This window comes from Colwellia sp. SU-HH01172 (genome assembly GCF_057553355.1).
Genome location: NZ_BAAJMB010000002.1, coordinates 240508 through 267273 on the forward strand (window position 1 = coordinate 240508; position 26766 = coordinate 267273).

The window sequence follows — 26766 nt, forward strand, 5'->3', positions numbered from 1 at the left end:
GTTACGTTATTCATCATTTTATAATTGTTTTATGTATGCATACAGTTCGTATAGCCTGTGAGCAGACATATCTAAAATGGGTTCGTACATAAATGAGTTAAGATGAATGTTTTCTGGCGTCATCAGGTTTACCTGGTCAAGTAAAGCCTTAGTTGTTAACTCGTTTGGAAATAACTCAGAATATTTATTAAATAGTTTTCTGGTTTGATCTTTGGTTATAGCCACAACGAATGTACTATCGTTAATTCGACTTATCATATACTCTTCAGCTTTTAGCCTAATAGCTATTGCTAATATCACTTTATTTTCCAACTCTATAGCATCTTTATTGCCTCGCAGTAAATCTTCGCTTTTAGCATAAATCATATCTTTTAATATATTTTCTTGATTCGGTAAAACTAAGTCTTGTTGGTCTGCAAAAATGTCTTTATAGATGCTTTCAAGATGGGATACCTTTATATCACTGGTATCAGGTTTTATGTGCAGTAAAGAAGTTAATGTTGTGTAGTGTGCTTCATAGCCACAGTAATCAGCTATATTACGTGCAAATGGAATACTTGCTAATAAGTAACCGGTATTGGTTGCTAGTTCTTGTTTCCATGCAGAAAAAACATCATTTTGATATCTTTCTTGGGATATATCTGTTGTATCAACACAACGAGTCGCCATTAATCTGTTATTACGCCTCACACCCACTCTACTGCTTATAATTCGGTGAAAATCAAAATTATGAGTAAGTGAAAACAGATGGAATTTATCTATTCCTGAAATTTCTTGTAAATATTCAACAATGGCATACTTGTTTTTGTAGTCAAACGAATCGGCAATATCATCAATAACAATAATAGTTGCCACTGCTTGCTTCTTTTTTATTTCAACCGCAAACAGAACGTTCAATATATAAAGCGCACGCTTTTCACCTTGGCTAAGCGCTTCAATTAAGCTTGCTTGGTTTACTGTTTTTGGAGCACTACGCCTATCATTAAACTCAAATTGAATGGTTGGTGCTTGGTTATTTAAAATTACTTCATCTTGATTATTTACACTTAATTTGAACGGTACAGCAAAGCGTTCATTAAATGTAGTAACTACTGTTTCCCAAGTGGTTCGTTCTGTTTTAGCTTGCTGAATAATACCTTCAACTACTGTTTGGCTTTGTTGGTATGTCGTTATTAAGTCATCCCATAAACTTTGTTGTGCTTGTAAGTAGCTTTTTATAACGGTCTTTTTGAATTGTGAAATATCTTGATAGTCTGTGAGTAACGCTTGGTTTTCGGTAATAAAATCTCGGAATGCTGCGGTATCTTTTGTTTTTAACTTATCGTCAATTTTTGCAAATTGCTGCTTTAGGTCATCGCTATTAAGTACTTTCTCTTGTTCAGCTTGCAATATTGCATTTAGCTCGTCTATATCTTTAGCTAACTTAGGCTCACCATCTACTGATATATTAACACTGTGCTTCGCTTTAAAAAAATCAGCATCGCCAAGACTTTTAGAAACGGTACCGGCTTTTTGATGATTGAAGCTCTTTGTTAAAACGGTTGATTGCTCAATTAGTTTATCGTAAGTATCAACGTAATCGGATAACTCTTTTGCAAAGTCACCTTTAGCAATTACCGCTAATACTTTATCGTTAAATAAGTCACCAAACTTATAAGCTATATAGCTACTGTAGTCTGGTATTGTTTCTTGATGTAGCTCTGCTAGTAACTCTAAGAAGGCTTTTTCAGGTTTACCAAAAACTTCACAAATTAATTTAGGAAAAGCATTGATAGCAACGCCTTTTTTACCTGCTGGCTTTGCTATTGCTTTAACCAGCGCTGTGCGTTTTTCATCAACTTCTTTTAACGTAGTATCGTATTGTTTCTTCAACGTATCGTTTACAAGCAGTGTTGAAAGTTGCTTAGAACTATAACTTTCATTGTATGATTCAATCACCATTATTTGTTCAGGAGTGACTGCAACATTATTAATGGTGATATCTCTTTTAGTCTTACGGTCAGGAAAGATTAAATCTTTGGTTTCCTCTTCATTGACGACATCGATAAAGGTTTTAGCAAGTGATGTCTTCAGCGTGCCATTTGGCGCATATAGTGAATTTACACCATCGTTACTTGATGACTTTGTGAAATTAAACTCTTTATTTAACTGATTTATACCGTAGCAATTTTCTAAGGCTAATTTAAGTTTCATAGGGTTCCTTGTTATCAACTTTTAAAGCTGTTCCTTAATTTCTGTGACTTTATTTATTATATCTTTGTACGCTCATTGCTGCTGTTGACCTGTATCAATTGATGCTAACTTTTAGCCTAGAGTGTTGATGAACAGAACACCCTGAGCTTATTATTGTAGATCAATAGCAGGCTTCTTATTTTGAGTTGGGATATAGCTAAAAATAACTAAACTAGTACTTAAAAATTAATAAATATAGCCCAACTAATAATGTTTTAACTTAACATAGGTTTTAGCCACCAAATTGAAAACGAATGCCCGCGTTAACGGTAAAGCCATCATTTCTTGACCAAATATCTGTTGTCCATCTACCGCTAGCTGCTTGTTCAGGCAACACTAAAGAATCTTCTTTAGTTTGTCGCACATTTAACAAGTTTTCGGCATTAACAAAATAACTGATTTTTCCTATAGTAATTTGACCTAACAACCCTAAGTGCCAATAAGGATCGCTTCGTTCGCGATACGGATTATTCTCAAGGCGTTGCGTCCCAGTATAATAAGCTTCAAACCCTAATAAATGACTACCATGCTCTTCCCACATTACCACAAGGCCAGCAGAATGTTGCGGCGTTAGTGCTAAAGGGACTCGGCCAAAACCTGAATCACCCTCTTTAGTGGCGTCTGTATATAAATAGCTACCTGTAAATTTAATCTCTTGCCAGCGATAGCGTAACAATAATTCAGCACCGCTAATTTTACTTTCGCCAGTAGCATTAACAATGCGCACTTGTTTACTTGAAGCTTCATCAACACCGTCAATGCTTTCTAACTCAGTAACGTTATCAATATCTGACGCAAATAATGTTAGGCTAGTTTCTACGCTACCCAACACATAACTGATGTCTATAGAAGCCGTAGATGCTTGTTCTTCAACAAGATTTTCTAGCGGAGCAAGGCGAGATAAACCCGCCTCATCAATGCCTTCAATAAAGGGACTTGGCGCGAAAAAACCTTGTCCATATGCTGCCCTAACAGTCCAGTTTTCTGGACTGTACAATAATGAAATACGCGGGCTGAACTGCGTACCGTACTCACTATGCCAATCTGTGCGTGCACTAAGCGACGTGGAAATATCATCACTTACTTCATACTCAAGTTGGGAAAATAGCCCCGGCGTTTGATAGGAATAATTAAATGCTGGGAAAGTATCAGACTCAAACTTTTCAGATTGATGCGCTAAGCCAATTACCCATGCCGTTTGATCAGAATACCCTGATAAGCTCGACTCAATCAGGTAACTTTCGTGGTTATCGTCCTCTTTAACAGCACCAAATTCATGTTCGTGATCTTGCTTCATTGCCGAGCCACGGACATTTATATTCATAACCTCGCCTAATGGTTGGTCGTATATAAAGCCCAAATCACTTCTAAGGGTGTCCTGTGTTTGCGGAAACTGATTACCATCTGGTAATGTCGCATCGCCTAAAGTGCCGCCGTTTCTTTGTTCTTTCATTGCCCCCAAGGTAACGTAAAGGTTTGCACCATCGTCGTCTTGCCAATAAAAGCGAGGTCGCACACTAGCCCTTTCGTAGCCTGCCATATCGGCCCAGCCATCGTCATCTAAATCTTGCTCTGCTTGGTGATGAATGCCAGCTGTCATTGACGCACTTAAGTCGCTCGTTAGCGGAGATGCAAAATAGGAGGTAATATCTTGACCGTTTTTAGAGGTCGCATTCACCAACACTTCTCCTTCATATTCATCAGAGGGCGTGCGTGAAATTAGGTTTATTACCCCACCCAGTGCAGAGCCACCATAAAGAGAGGAAGCGGAGCCTTTAATTATTTCAACATTGGCAAGATCTGTCGGCGGAATTTGCAATAAACCAATTGAAGCGGTTTGCCCGCCGTATAAAGGTAAACCATCACTTAATAACTGTGTATAGCGACCATAAAGCCCTTGCAATCTGATGTTAGCACTTCCTAAAGCTGGCGATGTAGTTTGCACTCTAACACCACCCGTTTCAGCCACTAACATAGAAATATTACCAGGGCGCATCAGTGCTTTTTCTTGTATTTCTTCACCGTTAATTATTTCTGTACGTGTTGCCGATTGAGTAACAATACGACCTAAACGAGAAGCCCTTACTTGAATTTTTTCAATATTGTTATCGCTATGTTCATGATGTTCTTTCTCTTCATGGTGATCATGTTCGTTCTTATGTTCATCGTTATTTTCATTAGCGTATGCAAACGCGGGTATTAGCAGTATTGCTACGGCCATTTTTAAAGACTTTTTAAACATTTTTACCTCAGGTATTACTTGGTATTATTATTGGTATTGAATTTCAGGCGTACTAAGTTCTTATGAGGTAAAGATGGGAGGACGATAGAGTAATGCAGCAATAGCTTTAGGTTGCGCAGCCGGGTGGTTATTAATAACTTCACTTAAAGTGCCTATTTTAGTGGCATAAACTTCAGTATTAAAATAGACAAATGATGAACACGCATTGGCAATACAAGTGCAACCAAGGTCACAACATTCAATACCACAGCAATCTTCTAAGCTGTCTGTATCTATTTGGTTTGAATCTAAATGTTTTTCTAGTTCTTTAACATCGAGGGAAATAGCGTCTACTGAAGTTTCGCAAGGCATAGCGGTATTAAAGGCTAATGCTTGTCCAACAAAAGCAACAAGCATTACCGCTATAACTAACACTTTTGAAGCAGCTTTAAACATATAAACCTCTAAATACAATCCGCGCGGTATTATAAGAGTTTCTATATGGGATGTGAATAATCCTTGGTCGGTTTATAATCATTTTATTTTACTTTTTGCTACAAACAGTTAAGGAGGTTGCTAACTATAATATCTGCTTTGTCGAAAGCATTGTTGCCTATTGCTTTGCCATCATCTGTAGTTGTCAGTTTAATAACGGATCGGACTTGCCCTTAACCTTAACAGGTGTTTTTACCTTATTGATATAAATAAGTTAATCAGTTTTTGAATTTCTTGTTATGCGGAGTTTCCGTTAGAAGAGAGCGCCTGAAAGCCACCGTACACCATTCGCTCAGCATTAAACCCTGAATTCGATGCATTAACCAAATCCACCATTCTTGGATCAGCCGCGACCTTCTCATTTGCCAGATCGCGTGCCTCACGAGAATCAAAAACTACCCAACCAAACACTACGACTTCATTCTTCTGTGCCTTTACAGCGTCAGTGAACGAGCGTGTGCCTTCAAGTTTCATATCATCACCGAAGTATTCATGGTATTCAAGTGCACCATGCTGCTTCCAAATCTTCGCAACCGCTTCAGAAAGAAGCCGGTATTCGTTTAGGTGATCGCGAGAAATAGGAAAGGCGAATCCATCAATGTAATTAGTCATAGCTTCTCCTATAGCATTATTGAATAAAGCTTCAGCCGTATAACGCCCAATTAACAGCCCACTGTGTATCAAAGCGAAACAGAGCAAACTGCAGCCGCCCGCTTTAAATTATTGTTAAGTGCCGTTGAAATGACTTACTAAATCACTTGTATAACTCTGGAATTAGTGTAGTTTAAATGGCTCATTTGTTTCGTCATTTATAGCCATAAAGGTGACTTAGCTTTGCTAATTTACCTAGGATATACATGACAGTGCCATTACGCATACGCTATCGTACCATCGAAATTGGTAACAACGATATACACTTATGCACTCTACGTGATAAACAACAATTTTCAGACCCTAAAAGTACAGCACTTAATCTAGGTATTTCGTCAGCTACTTGGCCAATTTTTGGTATCATTTGGCCGTCTAGTCTTGTCCTAGCCCACCACATGATGGACTTTGATATAAAAGGTAAACGAATTTTAGAAATTGGGTGTGGAATGGCTCTTACAAGCCTATTATTAAATGAACGGAAAGCTGATATTACAGCTACCGATTACCACCCAGAAGTAAAATTATTTCTAGACCGAAACATACAACTCAACAGTGGAAGAAACATTGCGTTTGATCGTGTTGATTGGGCTGATGACACAAGTGAACTAGGTTTGTTTGATTTGATCGTTGGCAGTGATTTGTTGTACGAAGATTTGCATGTTTCTTTATTAGCCCAATTCATACAAAAACACACCCTACCAAAAAGTGAAATTATAATTGTTGACCCAGGAAGAGGTAGAAAAAATAAACTTAGCTCAAAAATGACGGAACAAGGCTTTAAAAGTGATCATAAAAAACCTGAACATACCGATTATTTGAAGGAAAATTTCAAGGGGCATATTTTAAGATATTATCGTGATCCAAAAGACATTTAACGCCCTGTTAAGAGCGTTAAATGTAGTTGGTTAACTGTGAACGAAGCAGAACCTAACCAACTGTTAGCAGTCCCGTTTCAAAGTTAATGCTAAGAATATTAGCCTCGTAATTGAGACGTTATCGAATCTTGAATTGATTTTTCATACTCATCATCACTCACTAAATCAAGGCATAACTCTTTTGTACAATAGGAAACAAATTTTATTGGCTTATTATCTGCGTTTTTAGCCGATAATTCATAAAGAGTATAAGACTTAAATTGGCTTTTATTGACTACAACATCAGTTGAATCTTTCTTAAACTCAGCGACCAAATCAACATCATTTAAACGAAAATTATAAAAATACATTGTATTTCGTGAATCTTTACAAGCGTATAAAAGTGAAAATTCTTGAGACTGAATATCAGCCCTAGCTACACAGCTGCTTGATAGAACTAACTTATCGGGTAGAATATGTACAGCAACGCCATCATTGCTAAATGCAGATACTTGAAAAGTAACAAATAGAACTAATACACTTAATAATTTCATTGAACCATCCTTTATATTTGTAACGTCCATTAAGGGACTGAAAATAGTTTGCTAAATTGTCTAGCGAAGCGAAACAGAACAAGCGCTGTTATTTATCCGACTTAAAAACCCTTATTAGGCAACATTGAGCACCATAATAGTTTCATCAAACTCATCTTGCTCAACAACACTAAAATCAAAGCGCTCAAAAAAGCCTTTCATTACATCATGTCCTTCAACGTAGCATATTGAAATAGCTTTACAATCTTCACGTAGCTTGATTTCATCGAGAGCTAACTTAATTGCTTGCGTGCCATAGCCTTTCCCTTGATGCGGCACATCGATCATGAATTGATCAATATAAATTTCATTTGGCTTATCCTCTTCATAATTAGGAAAGTATTGGATAAAGCCAACAGGTTCTTCATTAAAATAGATTGCTCGATTAACATAGTGTTCGTTAAATTTAGAACCGGCGATTGATTCCGCATTTAAAGCAACAAACTCTTCTTGTTCTTTGGTTATTTCTAGTAAGATAATATCTTCCCAATTATCTTTAGTAACTTCTCTCAGGCTAATTGCCATAGTTAAATAATACTCCCTGTTACCTAACGCCCTGTTAAGGGAAAATCGTGGTTGGCTAAAGGTATACGAAACGGAACCGAACCAACCGTTAAAAGTCTTTCTAGAACGGCTTGTTAGCCTTTGTTGGCAACAACCTTCTTTAAGACAAAGAATATGATTAATAAGTATAAAATAGTGGCAATATGCTTAGCAACAACCTTAAATGGTGCTTGGGCTTCATATGCAAGTAACCCATCTGTAATTGGCATAACAACCGCAAACAATGCGCCCCACATCAAAACAACATAATTTCGAGTATATAAAAGATATCCAAAAATAAAGGTAATGAAGATTGTACGCGAACCATATATCTTCACCCAATCAGCATCCATATCGGCAAAAAGTTCAGTGCCTCTAACAACAGAAAACATCGTCGGGTCTATGAGGGCAAAAGTACCATAGAAACCCTGTAACAGAACTATGAGTGCGATTAATACAAAACCTAGTTTTTCTAACTTAGTACTTTTATTCGTCATAATATCCATATTCACCTGAATTATAGAAAAGCCCGTTGTTTTTAGTCGCGCTTTAATGTCTTGTTATACCGAAATATTACTGTAGTTACCAATGTCATTTTAGATTTTTATCAAAGAACTCTTTGACTACAGTTTTGGTTCGTTTGTGAGCCTCAATATTTCCCTGAACTGTGCCACCATTTGCGAAAGTATCATTTTTTTCAGATAAACGCCCGGGACGATGACCTGCGTTGTCGAATGCAATATGTTTATAGTTAAAGTCAACATTTGAATCATCCAAAATTGAAACTAACGTATCAGCCATGGTTGTACTAGGCCATTGTTGATCATCTTTTCCTGAAAGTAACAATAAATTAGCATTAATATTTTCTACTGGAAGCATAGCTGAGTTAACTGAATTTTTATCGTCCAAAGCATTTTCAAACATCTGACGAGTTTTGATAAGCTTTTTATCACGTATTATACGTGATAACCAAACTGCTCCATCAATTAATCCAACGCTATGATAATCAAGAGCTTCACCACCCCATGACCATGAAGATTCATTAAAGCCTGCCCAGCCAGGGCCCGCCCAGACAACAGAGCTTGGTGATCTTACAACTACCGCTTTTACTAATGGATTATAATAGGAGGTTAAAATAGCTGCTTCGGTTCCTTTAGAGTGACCAAATATTCCGATAGCACCTTTCTTTACTCGTTTATGATTATCCAACCAACTTACTGCGGTATTAAAATATTCAATTGGTACATTCACTAAATTTTCTGGTAAATCTTTAGAACCAAAATAGCGAACATTAAGAACAACAAAACCGGATAATGAAAGCCACTCAGCATCTTGGTTTTCGTATCCCCCGCCTGAGCCACCGAGAAGTAAAACAGAGGGACTTAGCTTGTCAGTATCGGGTAACCATAACCGCCCAACCAGTTGGTTATTTTCAATTGTTTGGTATCGAACATTCGACTCTTCAGCTGCAACATACGCTTGGGTTATTAATAATACAAAACAGACGAAATATTTCCAGACTGTTATTAAATCCAAATTAATCCCAATCATCTTTTTAAGTACTCCATACATGGACATTCGATATAACGCACTGTTAATGGGCAAAATATAGTTGGCTAAAATAAGCGGCGATGGAGCAAACAGCCAACTGTTACTTGTCCTGCTTGAGTGACTTGTTAGGCATTTCTTGGGCGAACAATGCTGAGAACAACAATAAAAGAGATGCAATAACCCACAAATATGCGCCACTACTAGCCTTGACCTTTATCAGCCTCATATCTTGCCCCAGCATAGCATAAGGACTGAATAAAAAAGATAGAGTACAAAACGTGCCAAAAACAGCTAAAGCTAAACAAAAATTATTACTTTGCTTTGAATACATAAAGATATAAGTTAAAAGCATAGATATATTTGCCAACCAAGGTAAAGCTGACAATATATTAAAAGTGACAAGCCCGAAGTAAGTTTGTATTAAACCAAGAAATAAAAGCTCATACCCTCGAAATTCCTCACCCGACTGAGGTGAAATAATAGAAATATTTAGCAGCGATAGCAGGTATAAAAAGAGAGAAAACCAAAATAGGTTTGTTCTAACAATATTCTTAATATAATAACTAACTATTCCCACTTTCACCTCCTTGTAATGATATGCCTAACGCCCTGTTAAGGGTCTAAATTTGTTGGCTATAACATTGAGGGACGAAAAAACAACTGTTATTTGTCCCGTTTGAACAGCTTGTTATAATTTTATAGCACTTCCGGTAAATTCAGTTTTATAACTGGAACTGGGATAATCTTATGATGATAAATCTCGCCATTCAAATTGGTTCTTAGCTGAATAGCTAATTGTTTATATGCAGCTATAAAGAAATCATTGAGGGCTCGATCTGACCATTCTTTCCAAGTTTTGACTTTACTAGGAAATCCATAGTGATTTTGCCAAATAAACTTCCCATGATTATCATATAAAGAAGCAATAATTTGCGGGTTAAAAACCACTCCATTTTCAGTTATGTTAATTAATGCATATGACTCTAGAATTAATTCATTAATCTCACTTTTAGGCCCATTGAATTTTATTGATGAATATTCTGAAGGTGACACCAGTTCAGTGAACAATACTTCCGACAAATTAAATTTTGTAGCTAGATGTTCTTCTAATTTTTCAGGTAAGTGAATTTCATAATTTGAGTCCAAAGCTAATACACCTAGAGCACCAGCCATACCAGGTTCGAAGTCTGGTACATTTGCAAAATTTGATATAACAAATGAGCTATTAGCTATAGGACGGTCCCCTACTAAAAGACTTAAATCATTTGGCGTGTAATCAATGACGTTAATATTGATATCTAAAATATTTATTTCTTCAGGAATATAGCCTCCGTGCTTTTGCGGAGTTAGGTTACACCCCACAAGAGCGGCCGTAATGATAAAAATAATAATTAGTCTGATAAAATGCATATAGATCCTAAAATTATAACGCCACATTAACAGGCAAAAATTGTTTGCTAAAATGTTGAGGAACAAAAACAGCAAACTGTTTTTTTGTCCTTAATAATTAACTTGTTAGGCATATTTAATACCCAACATACTTTACAACATTGTTTATAAATAAACCCGTATTTTCAACAGAAAGATGTAATATCCAACGGATATGTGGGGTTTCTTTAGATGATACAAAAATACTAAATGGATCATTGATACTTGAACCTACGCTAATAACAACAAACTTTGAATTAGGGACAGCATTTATAAACTCCTTACAGTCCGAACAAAACCATAAAGAGTAAAAAGGAATTCGGTTAATTAATTCAAATTCATTGGCGTTTAGTTTTGATATGAAGTTCGTTAAATTATCAAAGAACAGATCCTTATTGTATTCACTAGGAAGGTAATACAATGATACGTATTCATTTTCATTTATTCGGGGGCAAGCATTACCAATTGCAGATGACCATAGATATTTATCAGTTGAATCACCTTTTCCTAAGGCATACTTTGTAATCTGACAGTTCCCACGTGGGGTTTTGCTCGGAGCAGATACGGCTAATGCCACATCGTGAAGAGTTAATTTTTTCTGTTCAGAGCTAGGACAGTAAAATATTGCATCTATCTCTTCTTTAATAGGGATATTCAAGGAGAGTATATCTTCTTTTCCCGTAATATATTTACAGTGTGATACAGAGATTGTTTCAGCATACAATTTACTAGCAAAACTAGTAATCAGAACGACAAAGAAAATAAGTGTTTTACGAATTAAAATTGTTAGCCTCCTCTAAAACCAAAAACCAAAAACCAACTGTTTTTTGTCCTGCTTTAATGACTTGTTAGGCATATTAAGCTCCTTTACCTTGCTTTAAACTATACCAAGCACTTAAAGAGCCCAACGCACCCAGTAAACCAGAAGTGACAATGGTTACTAAAGCATTAATATTATTTTCTTTGTATAGTTCAGGTGTTTCGCCATGCGCACCAATGGTGCTAGACCAATAACCTATCCAAGCCGGAATGTAAAAACCAATAATTGCGAATAATAAAAACGAAAACATTAAAGAAGTACGTTCAAAAACTGGTAAAAGTGGCATTAATAAAACAAAACAAAATACAAAGCTCAAAACCCAAATGAACACAGAACCGATCGAAATACCCGCAATAAGATCAAATGAAAAGCTAACAGTCGATGGATTTCTGAGAAAACCAAAAACAAAGAATAAAACTGTAATTGTACATGCGCAGTACACCGATGCTTTTAACATGCTTCCCTACTTTTCAATATGCCTAACGCTCGCATAAGGGGCTAATAATTGTTGGCTAAAATGTGTAGCGGAACGACACGTAGCCAACTGTTATGTTTCTGCTTTCCACCTAACAAACTTCTCTCCAGGGAAAATTTCTCGAGAAACAGCTTCTAATTTTTCATAAATTTCAACTATGCTTTTGTCTGCTTCCTCTATATGAAAATATATGGTTTTAGCTCCGTTAATTGCCCCCTCATATAACCTTTCTCCAAGAGCATTTGAGAAATCAGTTACCCTAAATGGCTTACCATTTAGATTGAGTGCACTTAAAGCTGGTTTTACCTCATTAATATAAAATTCATTACGTATTTCAATAGACTTAAACGCTTGTTCAAACCGCTCTTGCTCTATAACTAAATCCATGACTAATTGAGGGTGCTCCTCAAGCAAAAAACCTAGCCCATCGAAATCATATTTCAAATAGTCATAACATGGAGGCTTCATTGCTGGTAACACAAATCCTCTATCTAATTCAGAGTTATATTTAGATAATGCCTTATGTATATTTTTAATTGCATTGATCTGCCTTACACATACAAAAATGGCTTTGTTCAACGCCATTTTTTCTTTTGTATGCTTTATCTCTTCGTCATTTTTTGACTTCAATTTGAAAGCCGCAAAGGCACCAACAAATGCGCCAATTAGAACGGTTACCGCTTTATACAAATATTCTAAATTTGCCGGAAGAACTTTATTCTCAATTGCAATTGAAGATAAGTACCAAAGATTTAAAAGTAGCAAGGCTAGTATTACTCCTAAATACTCATTATATTTTTTCAAACTCCACCCTTACAAAGAAACATAACAGCTTATTATGTAGACGTCTGACTAATTACGGCCACTTCGATATTCAATAAGTTACCAGATATCATATGAAATTCAATCTCTTAAATATTGCTATTATAAGTTTATCGTTCAATGAATGTAATTACTGAGAAGTCTCACTAATATCCAATGTAGATTTCGATATATCGCTAAGTAAAACGTATTGAACCACTTAAATTGTTTAACTAGGCTTTTTCGCCAACATAGTTGCAAACTGTAGTTTTGCGCCATTGTGCATAGTACCAACATCTTCATTATATTTGACCATTTCCCAGCCTTGATAAGCTTCGCGCAACTGCCCTACTTTTAAGGTAAATGGGAATGGTGCTGGGCATGGATGTTGTTCAGTGTTCATGGCGCAAACAATGAGGTTATAACCGCCTGCTAAAGTAGAGTTTTGCATATCAGCAATAACCGCATCAACGCGAGTTGGGTCAATAAACATTAGGGTGACGGTACAAGAAATAAAACCGTAGTTCTGGCCAAGGTTGGCATTGTTAATATCGTAAATTTTTGTCTTAACATTATCAAAACCTTGTTCATTAATAATACTTTGCAGCATATTAATTGCACCAGGATTGGCGTCTATGGCTGTAACGTTAAATCCATGCTGGCCAAGGTAAACAGCATTACGCCCATTTGAGCAGCCCATATCTAAGGTATCGCACGGTTCAATAACTTTACACGCTTCAACTATTTCACTATGCGCAGGGTTTAAGCCGTAACGGCTATTTAGATCTATCATGATAACTACTTAGGTTTTGAATTGGGGGCATTATCTTACTACTAAGTTATTGGTGCTACTTGACCCAAATCAACAACATTGGCTATTCGGATCTAAGTTTTCACTTAACGCATTAAGTTCTGACTTTTAAGCCAGTCCATCACCTTAATAGAACCAAGTGAACAAAGGGCTAAGAATTCCTTAACCAAATATCGGCATTCACTGTTGGTTTATTTTTACGTTTTTTCTTACCCGTGCCTTCAGGTTTTGCCATAGGTTTGTTCACTGCTATTAACGCTTCATTAATGGCTTCGTCAACTTCAAATCCTGCAACTTGCTCGCGTTCTAGCCTGATTTTATTCTTCTTTTCGATGATTTTAAAATGATGATAATCTTCGTGATCAATTAATGATATTGCTAAACCGACCTCACCAGCACGGCCACTGCGCCCAATACGATGCATGTAATCTGAAGGACTTCTTGGTAAATCGAAATTTATTACCACCGGCAGTTTTTCTATGTCGAGACCACGGGCAGCAATGTCGGTGGCAATTAGTACATCTATCTCACCGGTTTTAAAGCCATCGAGTACGCGATGACGAGCCCCTTGTCCTTTATCGCCATGAAATACTTCTGCGATAATGCCACGTTTAGAAAGCTTTTCAGCCAAATGGTTACAATTGTTTTTTGCGTTCACAAAAATAAGCACTTGTCGCCATTGATGTTGCTTGATCATATGAGCAAGTAATGCGGTTTTTTCGCCTTTATTTACGGTAAAAACCCGCTGTACTAAGGTACTGGTGTCAGCACTTTGTACTTGTATTTCAATGGGGTTATTAAGTAACTCTTGCGTTAATGTTTGTACTTGCTCAGGGAATGTTGCTGAAAATAATAAGGTTTGTTTTTGCTTGGGCAATAAAGCCAAAAGTGCAGATAATTCTTCAGTAAAACCAAGGCTTAACATCCGATCAGCTTCATCAAGCACTAAGGTTTTTACCTTGTCGAGCTTAATTGCATTACTGGCGATTAAATCAAGTAATCGACCCGGAGTTGCGACTAAAATATCTGTGCCACCACGTAATGCTAGCATTTGGGTATTGGCAGACACACCACCATAAACAGCTGATATTTTTATTTGGCCATTAAAGTGCACAGCATAAGATTTTATGCTGTCAGCAACTTGTCTGGCTAATTCTCGTGTCGGCACTAAAATTAACCCAGTGACATAGTTACCTTTACTGTTTTTACCTGAGTTGTCGGTAGCTAACGAATGCTTTGCATGTTGTTGTAATAGTGGCAGTGCAAATGTTGCGGTTTTACCTGAGCCGGTATTTGCTCCGGCGATTAAATCTCGTCCCACTAATATACTTGGAATAGCTTGCGCTTGAATCGGTGTTGGCTTGTTATATTCCAGCTCAGTTAATCGAGCTAGTAAAGGTGAAATAAGGCAAAGCTGTTCGAAGTTGGTTGGCATGGTGGCAGAGGTCATTGATATAAAGGGCTCAAAGCAGAAACTAATAGCCGACTATTTTAGCCTACTTATGCAATTTTTAGTTAGTGAAATCGATCTAATAGCAAAGCTTTTACCGAATTGAGTCAAAATTTATATCAGCATCGTAAGGTTAATGTGACTGAAACAATACCGTGATCGGTACTTTCACCATCGCGCTCAAAAACAGGGTTAATTAAGTGTCTATCGTAAGTGTTATGGTCGCTAACCTGATAAAGACTGTCGTGATAGCTGGCATCAAATTCACATGACAATAAAATGTAGTCGAGTATTGAACTACCGGCGCCAAAGTAATGTGTTGGTGTACGTTCAAGCTTTTCAAACTGGTCAGTTTCAGCTTCATTTATTTTTGCCATTTCAAATAGATCCCAGGCATCATGTAAACAATACTTCGCTAGATAGGCGTCACGATCAATCGATGAAACAAAACGTAAGGTATTCGTCAGTAAATGACTTAACACGCCGTCTGCTAAGGTGTTGTTAAAGTCTCCCATTAATACCATAGGGTTACCGCTAGTTTCGCGCCGCTCTATCATCTCAATCATCAGTAATGCTGCTTCACTGCCCCGTTGTATGGATGAACCCCAACCTCCAGCAACTTGCGCTTTTAAGCTTTCAATAATGCTTTTTTCTGCAGACTGATTTTTTTGTTCTTCATGTTCTATCATTGAACGCTTAGATTTAAAGTGCACCACATAACAATCACAGTTGCCGATATGAGGAACATCAATAGTTGCCCGTATTACTTTTCTGCTAAAAGCAAATTCGCTTGTTAACCCTAACGTTTGTGCAAGCTCAATGTTGGGTTTTACGGCAGCAACCTCAACAATAGGATAGCGCGATGCAATAGCAACTACAGGTTTTCTATAAATAAAGTCGTCAATGACTTGAGGTTGATCGACTACCGCAAAATAATGATAACCTTGCTCTGCAACCAGTAACTGTAGTGATTTGGCACTAAAAACTTCTTGAAAGCCGATAATGTCGGGCTGATGCTGTTGTAAATAATCAACAATCCAGTTTTGTTTCTTTTGCCATTGTTCTGCACTGTAAATACGTTCGAACTCATAGAAAGCATTAGGTGGCTCAAGGTAGTTAAATAAATTGAAGGTGGCTATTTTAAGTTGAGTATTTTCGACAGTAACTGAAGGTGATGTATGAGTAATTTCTTTTGTTCTCTTTGGTTAAAGGGTTTATGCGCACGAGCAATACGCATAATTATACCTGAATGTTTATTATAATTATCAAATTAAAAAACCTTAATGAAAGGAATTATAAAAAAATTACTTAGCTTGCGACTAAAACAGCAAATAACACTTAGCGCATTTACATTGCCCATTCTACCGTTTTTTTTGCATTATTATAGTTGGCATTGAACAAAGAGGAATCTGGATCTCGAATGACATCAAGTATGTTTGAATTCTGCCTTGATAATGCCATGATCTGAGCTATAAGCGCCATCATCGTCAATAAAATCATTCCATATTTTGGTTTCTTTATGTTTCCATTTCGCTCTTGACGAGTTTGCAAAAAATTCTTCAGATACTAGAATGTGGTCGATAACATCTTTATGATTTTTGTAATCGTGCGTATAAAAAATATCTTTGAAAGATTTAAGTTGTTGTAATTGCAGAGCACTGTACAAACTAGTATTACCTCCCCTAGCAGATAGCGACATATTGGGTTGTTCAGTGATAATTGCTAATGTATTGCTGCTAGGATCATCATTCAAGTCACCCAACACTACAGTCGGTTTAACACCATTGCTCAGATGATCGGTCAGCAACATTCGCAAAGCGGCTGCTTCCGCTGTTCTTCGAATGGTAGAAATGGCAGCGCCAATTGCATTTTGATACTGATTAGAAATGTTGCTAACTTTGCTGGGTAATTTGGCCTTTAAATGGCAAGCAAATACCGTAATATCTTTAATATTCGTATGTTGAGAATGTTCGATGGTGGCTTTTATTATGCTTCTAGAAAATCTATTTATTGCGACAGTCACCTCATCGTCTTCGTCATCATTTTCATCAACTTTAATCAATTGTGAAAATGGCAGGTTTTTGATAACCGTTAAACCTTCAGCTTTGACTCGCCAAGGCTTTCTAACCGCAAGAGCAACGGCAATTCCACGCCAACTGCCTTTTATATAATGAAGCGAATAATCGCTTAATGTTTCTGAGCGAAAAACATCCTTTAAACATGATGTTGACCATAGCTCTTGAAATGCGATCACGTCGGTGTCTATTTTCTCAAGCATATGACGAGTCCAAATTATCTTGTCATCATAAGCCGCTTGGCTAACTTTAGTGCCATAAACCGATTTTCCAACCGCTTGAAGGTTATATAAGTTAAACGAAGCAAAACTAATAGTTCTCGCCATTTTTTCATCCTTGTTGCTTGCTACAAACCTAAGCTTGCTTAACTTATTGCAGAATCATGCTTATGCTCTAGTTCGCTATATTTATTAAATAGAAGCGGTTAAGGCTGTATTTTCCATGTGCACTTAGCCTTTTTTGTCACGATATAAATACTTTTTCCTGAACTGTCGTTGCATAAGTATTGCTTAGGTTTATATTCGCTACGAATATGCACAGTGTCGCCATATCGAATTAGGCTATCACATTTGTTTTTGCCTTTATCTTTACAAGCTTTGGTAAAAATCCAATTCTGCTTTTTACTTGATTCTGGCGCCGCATAAAACACTTTCTGCTTCGCTGTCCAGGCACCAAGCTCATTGTATTTGCCGATATCTTTTTTTTGTGACTTAGTTTCAGTCGTTTTAAAGCGAATATTCATGCCATGCTTTAATGGCTCGCCACTGCCTTTAAATTTCAATTTAACAGCCTTTAATTGCAGTGTAGGATAAGGCCATTTACCGGTTAAACCGACAGCCCGCCAATTAACAATTGATAAGTAACGGCTATCACCGGCATATTGCAAGGTAAAGTGAGCATTATTTTTAATGGCTGGCGCTTTTTTAATCTGACAAGATTTTTTGGTATAACTCGTCGTTTCAGTCACTTTTGCGGTACTTCCATTTGCCAATACATTTAACTTATAGCTAATGGGCACCGCCGTTGTTAATGGTGGCTCAGTGCTAGAAAAGTAACTTTGAATATTTGCCGTTTTAATTAATTCTGCCGCCTCCTTCCAAGGCCCACCATACGGCACTATTTTCACTTCCGCACTGGTAAGTATGGCTTTGTAACGTGCTTTTAAAGCTGCATCTATCTCAGAGCCGCCTTTATATGCGTATTCAAGCGCGGCGTTGATTTCAGTTTGCGATGACGTAGATGTTAGGGTGAAAAGTAATATTCGACCATAAGTGACACTTTCAACATAAAGTGGTGGGTTATCTTGATCTATTCGGCCAATGGCTTGCTGATCTTCAATGTCATCCTTTGAAATATTACTAAAATAACTGCTTGGTTTTCGTGGCGTGGGAACAGAAACCGTAAACATATTTTGTACTAAGTAATAAGAAAATGTTTTTGTTTCTACTTTGCTATCAAGTTGTAATGATGCCTTTGCGCTTTGGGTAATGTATTTTGCCGATAAATTAAAATCTAATAATAATTGCTCTACTGAGTAAATTTCTTTTGAAAGGTAAGAAGCCACCGCAGGTAATTCAACGCCTTTTGCTCGGTTTACAAGTTCAGCAATGGCAGTTTGCATGCTTTGCTTACTTGGTTTTTCCACCATAACCGATGGTTGAGGAATCGATTTATCTATCGTTAGCGCTAAAGGTGCAATGTCAGCAATGGGTAATTGTTCGAAACGGCCATTGAGAAAAGGTTTGCCTTGAATAACCGAGCCTGGCCATAATGCCGCTGAATTATCATCAAATATCACCACCTTATCAGGTGTTTTAGTTAGGCTATATTGCTGATTTGAACACTGGTATTTCCCATGTGTACTTTCACTTGGCTGCCCTACTGCCGTACCATCATCATCAGCTTTTGTGGGGGATAATTCTTGCCATGGTTTCAGTGCTAATAAATAATTATCTACGTCATTTAACGCATTGAGAATGATAGGTTGAGTTACCTCTTTATCATCCGTTTGAGGCTCTGAACAGGCGGTGATAATAAGAACAGAAACGGCTATTGATAATTGCATCATTACTTTCATCATTATTCCTTTCGTGCTTTCTTCCATATTCGTTGATGGTTATAGCAACATACGGGGGTAAAGAATAAGTATAGTCTGAAGCAACTAAAATGGGAGTAATGACAGAAAAGTCAAGCTTGTTAACGATCAGGTAAAATGCCGTATTTGGTTAGTATCACATTAAAGTGCGATTGCACCATAACGACTAAGGCAGCTAAACATCTTAAAAATTAAAACATTAATTCAAAACACCTCAAACAAAGCGCTTCAATGACTGATACTAATTACCAACAGTAAGTTTTTTTCTATCGACGATTTAATTTAAAAAACCGCCTTTATATTATTTACATTCAGGCAAAAAATTTAATTTGTGCTAATAATTTAAGACATACGTTATGGACATTTAAAAACTCAAATAGATTTTTAAAATTGATAAGGATTTATCATGATTTCAAGAGACAAAATACGATTACAGGCAGTTGCGCTGCCACTGTGCATTATTCTAGGCGGATGCGCCGCTGTTTCAAAGGAACTACCACCTGCAAAACAAGCCGTTAAGGCTGATCCACAACCGATAAATTTCCCTTGTCAAGGGAATACCGTACTACCATCACACATTGCAGCTCATTTCGAATTAGTGCAAGGTAAAGAAGCACAAAAGTATGAAGAACAGGCAATACTGCCGGTAGGTAAAGGTGGTTTATGTAATGGTCAGGTTTACCGAAAAATTGACGATGCACCCGTGAACATCAATCGAGCATGGGATTCGACTAATCCTGGCGGCCAATTCTCTAATTGGTGGACATTTGGCGAGATAAATGGCAAAACTGGCGCTTATCGCGAAAATTATGCCATCTGTGCTTCATATTCGATATTAGATATGATGAACTCCTGTGACTTAAAAAAAGGCGCCGTTATCGTTTTAGGTCCTGGACAGAGTGCACAATGTTCAAAATATCTAATTTACTCTCAATCGGCCTATCAACAAGTTTATTTTCCCAATGCTGAAAAATACGTGGAAAATTGCCAATTATTCGAAAGCTATTTTAAATGGAAAGCTCAGAAGAATTAACGTTTTACTCGAGTTGCATAAAATCTTCTAAGAACCAGGCCGCAAATTCGTGTCGGCCTTCAACACTCGCTTTGCTATATATTACTGATGCTTGCTGACGAACGGTTTTTTCTTTGGTATTTCGTACGCTGCCAATTTCTTTAAAGCTTAGGCCTTTAAGTAAAAGCATCGCAACTTCTTGTTCGCTTGGCGTTAATAACCACTGTTTGAATTGATTATTAATAACTTCACTATATTCATGACGAGCGTTTTTCATTTCATCAGATATGTTTTTAAATTTATCATCAGAAATAACTAATTCTTGCTTGAGCCTTGCGATATTTAACGTTCTCGCGCGTATATCTTTAACTAAGAACAAGGCGCCAATACCTGAAAAAATAGCAATAAGGCTTTCGAATAGAATATGCCAAACCGGCACACCCAATGAAATATCTGTGAAGACGTCAAAAACATTTAAAACCATAATGACGAATAATATTGTCGCTATTAATTTATCTCTCATAAAACCTTCATTTTTCAGCAATGATACAATGTAAACAGACATATGTCTCATAACCTTAAAATGTTAATTGACTCAACCTATGCGCGATGATTTTACCTGATAAACCGGTAACAATTAAGCCAATAGCTGACTTTTTCTGAGATTGCGGTTTCGAAAATTGACAGCGATATATTCAATGGCTGATAAGTGAGGTTTGCATGAATATCAAACGAGAGCGAGTTTTTGTCTGGAGTCGTAACATTCGGTTATTTCATTGGATAAATGTTATTACGATAACCTTACTCGTTATGATTGGTTTAATCATTTTAAACAGCAAATTACTCGGTGTTAACAACGACGGTAAAATACTGCTTAAAACGGTGCATGTTAGCATAGGCTATGTTTTTGCCACGAATTTCCTTTTTAGAATTTTGGTTGGCTTTATCGGTAAAGCACATGAACGATGGAGTAAGGCCCTAGCATTTGAAAACGGTGTTGTAAAAGACCTAAAAGCGTTTAAACAGCACAAGGTTTCAGCCTATAAAGGACATAACCCGGCAGGTAAACTAATGATAATGGCGTTATTGTTGTTAATGTTAGTGCAATTGGTTTCTGGCTTAGTGATCGCAGGTACGGATATTTATTACCCCCCTTTTGGTCAATATTTTGCTCAGAGTATCGCGATAGATAAAGACAATGTTGACGTTATTAAGCCTTATTCAAAAGTAAATGTTGATGAAACGGCGTATCAGGAAATGCGAGCACTGCGTAAGCCTTTTATTACCGCCCATGTTTATGGTTTCTATGCCTTAATCTTTCTTATTCCTTTACATATATTAGGTGTAATTGTTGCAGAAAGAAGAGAAAAATCCGCCTTAATATCGGCTATGGTTAGCGGTTATAAATACCTACCAAAAACAAAGCAAGACTAGTTCTAGCAGGAAACGCATAACAAAGCTTTTAAAATTAATGCTCAGCACTCATTTCTGTTTTCAATCATTTTATAAAAAGTTTCAGTCGTGCCATTTTTGCAGAGTTTTCGTAAAAGACTAAATAGCGCTTCACTACTTCTGGGTGTGTAATGTTTACCGGCATAACAAGTCTGCCAGTATTAAGCTGTTCAATGCATAAATAACGTGCCGCTAATGTGAAGCCATGGCCATTGCTGACGGCATTGAGCGCCATGTCAGTACTGTGAACTCTTGTCCAGCGTTGATGAGTTTTGTAAGCTGTAACGCCTCAATGCTCAAACCAAGATGGCCAATTATATATTCCTGGGCCTTCCAAACCGACTAGCCAAGTTTGCAGTAAGTCAGCTGGTTTATTGAAATCGAATGTTTTCGCAAGTTGCGCTGAACATACTCAGTTCTCATTAAAACTTACCTTCACTTTAAATATATTTTCGTTTGAAGAAATTTGTAGTTGCCACTGCAATTGTTGACAAATTTTATCTGCTAGAAACAATCCTAAACCATAGCCGTAGTCAGGTTTCTTCATAGATGAGTTTAATACCTCATTGCTAGCAACATTATTCTCGTTATTGTTTGACGCATCGATCATATTTTCAATCAGTAAATAATGTGAATGCAAGTCAACTTTCACCTTAGCGTCGCTACTGTATTGGCAAGCATTTCGAATAAGATTGCTAACCAGTATTTCTGTTAGCTCAAATTGACCTAATAGTTTTATATTTTCTGTCATGTTCACAATGAAATTGATATTTTTTCTTTCAAATTGCTGTTGTGCGCTAGCAACGATGCTCTCTACTAATTCATCGAAAAGGAATACCTTATTAACCAATAAGCTATGTTTTTGACCAATATCAGAGTGATGTTGTCCTTGCCAAAGTCGTAGCAAGGTATTGGTTAGTTGCTTCATTGTAAGATTGGCCGTATATAGCTTTAACAATGTTTTACTGTCTTTAGCAGTTATATGCTCACTTTTATTTAGTAAAGCGCTTGCCGCAGAAATTATTGAAATGGGTGTTCTTAGTTCATGACTTAAGCTGCTTAAAAAATATTTTTCTCTACTTAATAATGCCTGTTCTGTTGCTTGTAGTTCAAATTGCTTTAATAAGCTTGATTGTAAAGTATTTGCACTGTTCACTAACTCATTAAACGTAATGCTATCGGGTCGTTGATGCCTTTTTAGCTGATGATAATTCAATTGGCTCAATGAATGAATCCAAGCATCAAACCCAGCAACTTGCTTGGTAATTTCTCTATTAGTGTGCACACTATAAAAAATAACAAGCGCTAGTAAAACCGTAACAAATAAAATGAAGACATTTTGCCAAGATTGATAAAAAGCAGCTTCATGCTCAACATCAAATAAATGAATAACATAAAACACTTCACCTTTTTCAGTTGAGTAATAAGGTAAAATGTAAATATACTGGTTATCAAGCTGATAAACATGGGTTTTATTCATCATTTTTTGCGGGGTATTATCTGTTATACCCAACAGAATTTTATAATACTGTGGTAGTCGAGCAGTACTCCAATAATATTCTTTAATACCGAGATCAAATTCTGCAATATCATCAGTTAACTGATAGTGTTCACTTAAAACTTGTGCATCATAATGCATATAGTAGTCAGTCGTGTCGTCCATCGCCCCATGGCGCATAAAGACAATGGTGATGATAAATGTAATAATTAACAGCACTAAAACCGCTAAATATCTTAGTTTCAAAAAACGATTGAGTGATTGATCCCGTTGATTAGTTAAAGCCACCCGACATTCCTTATTCACACTTCGCTATTGTTTTACTTTCTTTCAAGGCAATACCAGCGCCTCGAATAGTATGCAGTAATTGAGTTTCGCCATTACTATCAATTAAACTGCGAAGCCTGAATACCAAGGTTTTTAACATGTCTTTGCTTGGCGTTTGATCAGGCCATACCTCGTTTTCAATTGTTATGCGATCAACTATGTGTGGGCTATGTTGCGCGAGTAAACTCAGAAGCTGCCATTGTGTTGGCGAAAGCGCAAGCAATTGTCCAGAGCGACTAACACTGCGCTGCACATAATCAATTGTTAAGGTATCTAAATTGAAACGGTTATTGATAGCTCGTTTATTTTCGCGCGTTGCCAGTACTTGAATTCTTGCTGCTAATTCTTCCAATTCAAACGGTTTAGTTAAATAGTCGTCTGCCCCTAATTCAAAACCATTGAGTTTGTCTGCTAAAGTGTCACGCGCAGATAGGAAAATTATTGGTGTGGCAATGCCTAACGCTCTGATTTCTTCACAAACTGAAAAACCATTTAGTCTTGGCATGTTTACATCTAGTACAATGACATCATATGTATTTTTTACCAATAAATTCATCGCATTAATACCGTCAAACGCATAATCACATTCAATATTTGATGTGGCTAAAAAATCAATCGTTAGCTCTGCAAGATCTGTTTCATCTTCTACCAGTAGTATTATCACAACATAACCTTCTCTACATAAAATCGGTGTCAGCACTTATCGTGCAAAAATTGCAATGAGGGCCGCATACATTAAGGTTAACACAGCAGTAAATTTATTCGGTTACCTTTTGGTTACCTTACTTCATTTAACATTAGTACCTATGAATAGTCGAATAAATACCGTGGAGAATAACTCAATGATAAAAAGTTTAAATAGCTTAATTTCGTCAATAATGATAGTTAGCCTTTTGCTGGCTGGTTGTGGTAGCTCTGGCAGTAAGACCAGCAAAGAAGTCATCGAACCTGTATCAACAAATCCAACTACCCAAATTGCTACTCAGGTATTTAAAAATGCAAAAATTTATACCGTAAATGAACAACAAGCATGGGCAGATGCTGTCGCGTTAAGTGGTAATAAAATAATTTTTGTTGGCAGTAATTCAGCAATAGAAAAATATATCGGTGCAGCTACGAAAGTTATTGATCTCGAGGGTAAAATGCTAATGCCAGGATTTCATGATGTTCATATGCATCCTATCGAGTCAGCTTCAGAAAACACCCATTTTTCGATTGATGTCGATGAAACAGATGCTGAAAATTATATAACTGAAATTCAGGCCGCTGCCAAGAGTGTTCCAGGATCTGGTTGGTTAATTGGTTATGGCCATTCAATCTTTACCTTACTCAACACGGTACGTTCACCAAGAGATATACTGGATGAAGCAGAGCCTAACCGTCCCGTCATTATCATGGAACAAACCTCTCATTCGATGTGGGTTAACTCAGCAGCGCTTGCTTTAGCTGGCTTTAGCAAAGATACGCCGCATCCAGAAGGTGGCAGAATATTGCGTGATAAAGTGACCAATGAATTAAATGGCATTTTAATTGATAATGCTGGCAACATAGTTATGGATATGGCTATGGCACCGACGACAAAGAGTCTACAAAACGATTATGCTGGCTTAATCGACTACACTCTGCCGGAGCTAGCAAAACACGGTATTACATCAATTAGTGATGCCAGAAGCTTCTGGCAACGGGACGATCATAAAACTTGGCTAAAAGCAGAAGCAAACAATAAATTAACAGCAAGAGTTGCCGTTGGACTTTGGGCATATCCGGCGGCAAATGATATTAAACAACTAAAAGAATTAAAGACACTTTATACAAATAATGCCGATAGTTTATTGAAATTCAATCAAATTAAATTGTACTCTGACGGCATCATTGTTAATGCAACATCTGCAATGTTAGATGCTTATAACATTGATTTGATCGGTATTGAAAACAACAAAGGTCTAAATTATTTTAGCCAAGCCAGAATTGAAAAATACATCGCTGAACTAGAACCCATCGGCTTTGATTTTCATATGCATGCCATTGGCGATAGAGGCATTCAAGAAGCATTAAATGCGGTTGAAAGTTCTGCTAGTGAGCAAGGTCGTCATCGTATCACGCATGTAGAAATAGTCGCACCGGCTGATATTCCTCGTTTTGCACAACTTAATGTTACTGCTGACGCACAGGTTGCTGGTGATTTTTCAAAGCCTGAACATTGGCACGAAAATGATGAACTAATTGGCGCGGTAAGATCAGATAACGCCATTCCTATCAAGTCATTAGAGGCGGCTGGTGCACGTATTACCTTAAGTAGTGATTGGAACGTTAGCTCATTTAATCCTTTTATTGGTTTACAAAATGCAGTGACCAGAGCGCCGCAAGAGTTAACTTTAGAAAAAGCAATTAAAGCTTATACCCTCAACGGTGCTTATGTAATGAGACAGGAGGACAAAGTCGGCAGTATTGAAGTAGGTAAATTTGCAGACTTTGTTGTTTTGGATAGGAACTTATTCGAGATAAGTGAAAATTCAATTGAGCAAACAAAAGTGTTTATGACCGTTTTTAATGGTGAAATTATCTATCAGCAGTAATCGACCATTTTATACAATTACCTGCGCTTTAACTCGCTCCACTTAGCGATAATGCTATCGAGCTGACCTGATTTTTTTAATTCGCTAATAGCATTATCCACGGTTTTTATCATCTCGGGTTTAACCGATTCTCTGCTAAACATTAAGTGAATATCTGCTTGATAAACCTCAAGTGGATGTTGTTCAAATTCACCAATCATTTGATATTTATTAGCAAAAGATTTAATTGTAGCGGGATCAACCAAAAAGCCGTCAATATGGTCTTTTAAAAGTAAAGTAACATTTTCTTCAATATCAACCACTTCGATAATATGCTCTCGAAATTCAGTGGTTTTCATCAATTCTTTATATTCATCACCATAATAGTAACCACTTTCTATTCCGATCATATATTTGCTTTCGTTCAGGTCAGCTAAGGTTTGCAGTTTTATTTTTTTTGCCTGACCTTTTCTAACAAACAGCTTAACAACTTCCTGACGGTATGGTTGGGTAAAATAAGCGTAACGTTCTCTCTCTTCACTTTTAGATGCCCCCATAGCAAGGTCCATTTCACCAGTTTTGATGTAATGCAAATGCCGTTTCCACGGCAATTCTGTATATTCAGATGAGTAGCCAACTTTGGTAAGAATGGTGTTAAGAATTTCGAAGTCTAAGCCGAGCAGTTCTTGCTGACTATTACGATATTGATAGGGGTACCACAATTCCCAGCCGATATGTAAATCTTTTGCGTAACTTGGCAGGTTTGCAATTAAGCATAAGACGATAAGGATGCGTTTCATTGATTGCCTTTTATCGCCTTTGCTAAT

26 protein-coding genes and 1 pseudogene are annotated in these 26766 nt (G+C 37.0%); 4 read left to right on the top strand and 23 right to left on the bottom strand.

From position 1 onward, the window contains the following. Positions 1 to 18: 18 nt before the first annotated feature. The 4 genes from AC27JP_RS08130 to AC27JP_RS08145 form a co-directional block, all read right to left on the bottom strand. Positions 19 to 2193, bottom strand: a complete 2175-nt coding sequence (locus AC27JP_RS08130; protein WP_487113873.1) for a hypothetical protein — start codon at positions 2191 to 2193, stop codon at positions 19 to 21. A gap of 271 nt (positions 2194 to 2464) precedes the next feature. Beyond that, positions 2465 to 4474: a TonB-dependent receptor plug domain-containing protein gene (locus tag AC27JP_RS08135; RefSeq protein WP_487113875.1), complete on the bottom strand. Its 2010-nt coding sequence runs from the start codon at positions 4472 to 4474 to the stop codon at positions 2465 to 2467. Positions 4475 to 4534: 60 nt separating this feature from the next. Then, on the bottom strand, positions 4535 to 4909 hold the full coding sequence (locus tag AC27JP_RS08140; protein WP_487113877.1) for a hypothetical protein: 375 nt from the start codon (positions 4907 to 4909) through the stop codon (positions 4535 to 4537). Between the two features lie 276 nt (positions 4910 to 5185). Further along, on the bottom strand, positions 5186 to 5560 hold the full coding sequence (locus AC27JP_RS08145; protein WP_487113879.1) for a DUF1428 domain-containing protein: 375 nt from the start codon (positions 5558 to 5560) through the stop codon (positions 5186 to 5188). Between the two features lie 245 nt (positions 5561 to 5805). On the opposite strand from AC27JP_RS08145, the gene AC27JP_RS08150 reads away from it, so the two are divergent. Then, positions 5806 to 6474: a class I SAM-dependent methyltransferase gene (locus AC27JP_RS08150; protein ID WP_487113881.1), complete on the top strand. Its 669-nt coding sequence runs from the start codon at positions 5806 to 5808 to the stop codon at positions 6472 to 6474. A 98-nt stretch (positions 6475 to 6572) separates the two neighbouring features. Here AC27JP_RS08150 and AC27JP_RS08155 read toward each other — a convergent pair whose 3' ends face one another. From AC27JP_RS08155 to AC27JP_RS08220, 14 genes are all read right to left on the bottom strand, one after another. Further along, on the bottom strand, positions 6573 to 7007 hold the full coding sequence (locus AC27JP_RS08155) for a hypothetical protein (RefSeq protein ID WP_487113883.1): 435 nt from the start codon (positions 7005 to 7007) through the stop codon (positions 6573 to 6575). 114 nt (positions 7008 to 7121) lie between these two features. Further along, entirely contained in the window at positions 7122 to 7571 is a 450-nt protein-coding gene (locus AC27JP_RS08160; protein WP_487113885.1) for a GNAT family N-acetyltransferase, read from the bottom strand. Positions 7572 to 7684: 113 nt separating this feature from the next. Beyond that, entirely contained in the window at positions 7685 to 8095 is a 411-nt protein-coding gene (locus AC27JP_RS08165) for a DUF4267 domain-containing protein (RefSeq protein ID WP_487113887.1), read from the bottom strand. A gap of 85 nt (positions 8096 to 8180) precedes the next feature. Then, a complete protein-coding gene (locus AC27JP_RS08170) occupies positions 8181 to 9161 on the bottom strand; it encodes an acyl-CoA thioester hydrolase/BAAT C-terminal domain-containing protein (RefSeq protein WP_487113889.1) in 981 nt (326 codons plus the stop codon). A 79-nt stretch (positions 9162 to 9240) separates the two neighbouring features. Then, positions 9241 to 9717: a hypothetical protein gene (locus AC27JP_RS08175; RefSeq protein WP_487113891.1), complete on the bottom strand. Its 477-nt coding sequence runs from the start codon at positions 9715 to 9717 to the stop codon at positions 9241 to 9243. Between the two features lie 119 nt (positions 9718 to 9836). After that, positions 9837 to 10550: a hypothetical protein gene (locus tag AC27JP_RS08180; protein ID WP_487113893.1), complete on the bottom strand. Its 714-nt coding sequence runs from the start codon at positions 10548 to 10550 to the stop codon at positions 9837 to 9839. 115 nt (positions 10551 to 10665) lie between these two features. Further along, positions 10666 to 11226 (bottom strand): hypothetical protein, encoded by a 561-nt coding sequence (locus tag AC27JP_RS08185; RefSeq protein WP_487113895.1) that lies wholly within the window; start codon positions 11224 to 11226, stop codon positions 10666 to 10668. A gap of 199 nt (positions 11227 to 11425) precedes the next feature. Further along, positions 11426 to 11845 (bottom strand): hypothetical protein, encoded by a 420-nt coding sequence (locus tag AC27JP_RS08190; protein WP_487113897.1) that lies wholly within the window; start codon positions 11843 to 11845, stop codon positions 11426 to 11428. A gap of 90 nt (positions 11846 to 11935) precedes the next feature. Continuing rightward, entirely contained in the window at positions 11936 to 12667 is a 732-nt protein-coding gene (locus AC27JP_RS08195; RefSeq protein ID WP_487113899.1) for a hypothetical protein, read from the bottom strand. A gap of 226 nt (positions 12668 to 12893) precedes the next feature. Beyond that, the gene (tehB, locus tag AC27JP_RS08200; RefSeq protein ID WP_487113901.1) at positions 12894 to 13457 is read right to left on the bottom strand and encodes a tellurite resistance methyltransferase TehB; all 564 of its coding nucleotides are present in this window, start codon (positions 13455 to 13457) and stop codon (positions 12894 to 12896) included. 169 nt (positions 13458 to 13626) lie between these two features. Continuing rightward, the gene (locus AC27JP_RS08205; protein ID WP_487113903.1) at positions 13627 to 14925 is read right to left on the bottom strand and encodes a DEAD/DEAH box helicase; all 1299 of its coding nucleotides are present in this window, start codon (positions 14923 to 14925) and stop codon (positions 13627 to 13629) included. Positions 14926 to 15044: 119 nt separating this feature from the next. After that, complete coding sequence (locus tag AC27JP_RS08210; RefSeq protein ID WP_487114371.1) at positions 15045 to 16112, bottom strand: endonuclease/exonuclease/phosphatase family protein; 1068 nt, start codon at positions 16110 to 16112, stop codon at positions 15045 to 15047. A gap of 239 nt (positions 16113 to 16351) precedes the next feature. Next, positions 16352 to 17326 (bottom strand): endonuclease/exonuclease/phosphatase family protein, encoded by a 975-nt coding sequence (locus AC27JP_RS08215; RefSeq protein WP_487113905.1) that lies wholly within the window; start codon positions 17324 to 17326, stop codon positions 16352 to 16354. A gap of 98 nt (positions 17327 to 17424) precedes the next feature. Continuing rightward, the gene (locus tag AC27JP_RS08220) at positions 17425 to 19080 is read right to left on the bottom strand and encodes a thiol-activated cytolysin family protein (RefSeq protein WP_487113907.1); all 1656 of its coding nucleotides are present in this window, start codon (positions 19078 to 19080) and stop codon (positions 17425 to 17427) included. 421 nt (positions 19081 to 19501) lie between these two features. On the opposite strand from AC27JP_RS08220, the gene AC27JP_RS08225 reads away from it, so the two are divergent. Next, complete coding sequence (locus tag AC27JP_RS08225; RefSeq protein ID WP_487113908.1) at positions 19502 to 20128, top strand: hypothetical protein; 627 nt, start codon at positions 19502 to 19504, stop codon at positions 20126 to 20128. Between the two features lie 4 nt (positions 20129 to 20132). Here AC27JP_RS08225 and AC27JP_RS08230 read toward each other — a convergent pair whose 3' ends face one another. Then, positions 20133 to 20630: a helix-turn-helix transcriptional regulator gene (locus AC27JP_RS08230; RefSeq protein WP_487114373.1), complete on the bottom strand. Its 498-nt coding sequence runs from the start codon at positions 20628 to 20630 to the stop codon at positions 20133 to 20135. 197 nt (positions 20631 to 20827) lie between these two features. Between AC27JP_RS08230 and AC27JP_RS08235 the strand changes: the two genes are divergently transcribed. Further along, positions 20828 to 21541 carry a cytochrome b/b6 domain-containing protein gene (locus AC27JP_RS08235; RefSeq protein WP_487113910.1) on the top strand — a complete coding sequence of 238 codons (714 nt, stop codon included), beginning with the start codon at positions 20828 to 20830 and terminating at the stop codon, positions 21539 to 21541. 64 nt (positions 21542 to 21605) lie between these two features. On the opposite strand, the pseudogene AC27JP_RS08240 reads toward AC27JP_RS08235, so the two are convergent. From AC27JP_RS08240 to AC27JP_RS08250, 3 genes and pseudogenes are all read right to left on the bottom strand, one after another. Next, positions 21606 to 21812 (bottom strand): annotated as a pseudogene (locus tag AC27JP_RS08240) (LysR substrate-binding domain-containing protein); the annotation flags it as partial. 159 nt (positions 21813 to 21971) lie between these two features. Beyond that, positions 21972 to 23345: a sensor histidine kinase gene (locus AC27JP_RS08245; protein ID WP_487113912.1), complete on the bottom strand. Its 1374-nt coding sequence runs from the start codon at positions 23343 to 23345 to the stop codon at positions 21972 to 21974. 10 nt (positions 23346 to 23355) lie between these two features. Further along, positions 23356 to 24048, bottom strand: coding sequence for a response regulator transcription factor (locus AC27JP_RS08250; protein WP_487113914.1), 693 nt, complete (start codon positions 24046 to 24048; stop codon positions 23356 to 23358). A gap of 178 nt (positions 24049 to 24226) precedes the next feature. Between AC27JP_RS08250 and AC27JP_RS08255 the strand changes: the two genes are divergently transcribed. Beyond that, positions 24227 to 25960 (top strand): amidohydrolase, encoded by a 1734-nt coding sequence (locus AC27JP_RS08255; protein WP_487113916.1) that lies wholly within the window; start codon positions 24227 to 24229, stop codon positions 25958 to 25960. Between the two features lie 17 nt (positions 25961 to 25977). Here the strand turns inward: AC27JP_RS08255 and AC27JP_RS08260 are convergent, their stop codons facing one another. Continuing rightward, positions 25978 to 26739: a substrate-binding periplasmic protein gene (locus AC27JP_RS08260; RefSeq protein ID WP_487113918.1), complete on the bottom strand. Its 762-nt coding sequence runs from the start codon at positions 26737 to 26739 to the stop codon at positions 25978 to 25980. Between the last annotated feature and the right edge of the window lie 27 nt (positions 26740 to 26766).

Coding starts and splice junctions, on each gene's coding strand:
- AC27JP_RS08160 (WP_487113885.1), bottom strand. CDS start 7,571: ATGGCAATTAGCCTGAGAGAAGTTACTAAAGATAATTGGGAAGATATT.
- AC27JP_RS08225 (WP_487113908.1), top strand. CDS start 19,502: ATGATTTCAAGAGACAAAATACGATTACAGGCAGTTGCGCTGCCACTG.
- AC27JP_RS08235 (WP_487113910.1), top strand. CDS start 20,828: ATGAATATCAAACGAGAGCGAGTTTTTGTCTGGAGTCGTAACATTCGG.
- AC27JP_RS08220 (WP_487113907.1), bottom strand. CDS start 19,080: ATGATGAAAGTAATGATGCAATTATCAATAGCCGTTTCTGTTCTTATT.
- AC27JP_RS08155 (WP_487113883.1), bottom strand. CDS start 7,007: ATGAAATTATTAAGTGTATTAGTTCTATTTGTTACTTTTCAAGTATCT.
- AC27JP_RS08180 (WP_487113893.1), bottom strand. CDS start 10,550: ATGCATTTTATCAGACTAATTATTATTTTTATCATTACGGCCGCTCTT.
- AC27JP_RS08165 (WP_487113887.1), bottom strand. CDS start 8,095: ATGGATATTATGACGAATAAAAGTACTAAGTTAGAAAAACTAGGTTTT.
- AC27JP_RS08140 (WP_487113877.1), bottom strand. CDS start 4,909: ATGTTTAAAGCTGCTTCAAAAGTGTTAGTTATAGCGGTAATGCTTGTT.
- AC27JP_RS08215 (WP_487113905.1), bottom strand. CDS start 17,326: ATGGCGAGAACTATTAGTTTTGCTTCGTTTAACTTATATAACCTTCAA.
- AC27JP_RS08150 (WP_487113881.1), top strand. CDS start 5,806: ATGACAGTGCCATTACGCATACGCTATCGTACCATCGAAATTGGTAAC.
- AC27JP_RS08205 (WP_487113903.1), bottom strand. CDS start 14,925: ATGACCTCTGCCACCATGCCAACCAACTTCGAACAGCTTTGCCTTATT.
- AC27JP_RS08170 (WP_487113889.1), bottom strand. CDS start 9,161: ATGTATGGAGTACTTAAAAAGATGATTGGGATTAATTTGGATTTAATA.
- tehB (WP_487113901.1), bottom strand. CDS start 13,457: ATGATAGATCTAAATAGCCGTTACGGCTTAAACCCTGCGCATAGTGAA.
- AC27JP_RS08230 (WP_487114373.1), bottom strand. CDS start 20,630: ATGAGAGATAAATTAATAGCGACAATATTATTCGTCATTATGGTTTTA.
- AC27JP_RS08135 (WP_487113875.1), bottom strand. CDS start 4,474: ATGTTTAAAAAGTCTTTAAAAATGGCCGTAGCAATACTGCTAATACCC.
- AC27JP_RS08145 (WP_487113879.1), bottom strand. CDS start 5,560: ATGACTAATTACATTGATGGATTCGCCTTTCCTATTTCTCGCGATCAC.
- AC27JP_RS08260 (WP_487113918.1), bottom strand. CDS start 26,739: ATGAAACGCATCCTTATCGTCTTATGCTTAATTGCAAACCTGCCAAGT.
- AC27JP_RS08190 (WP_487113897.1), bottom strand. CDS start 11,845: ATGTTAAAAGCATCGGTGTACTGCGCATGTACAATTACAGTTTTATTC.
- AC27JP_RS08130 (WP_487113873.1), bottom strand. CDS start 2,193: ATGAAACTTAAATTAGCCTTAGAAAATTGCTACGGTATAAATCAGTTA.
- AC27JP_RS08255 (WP_487113916.1), top strand. CDS start 24,227: ATGATAAAAAGTTTAAATAGCTTAATTTCGTCAATAATGATAGTTAGC.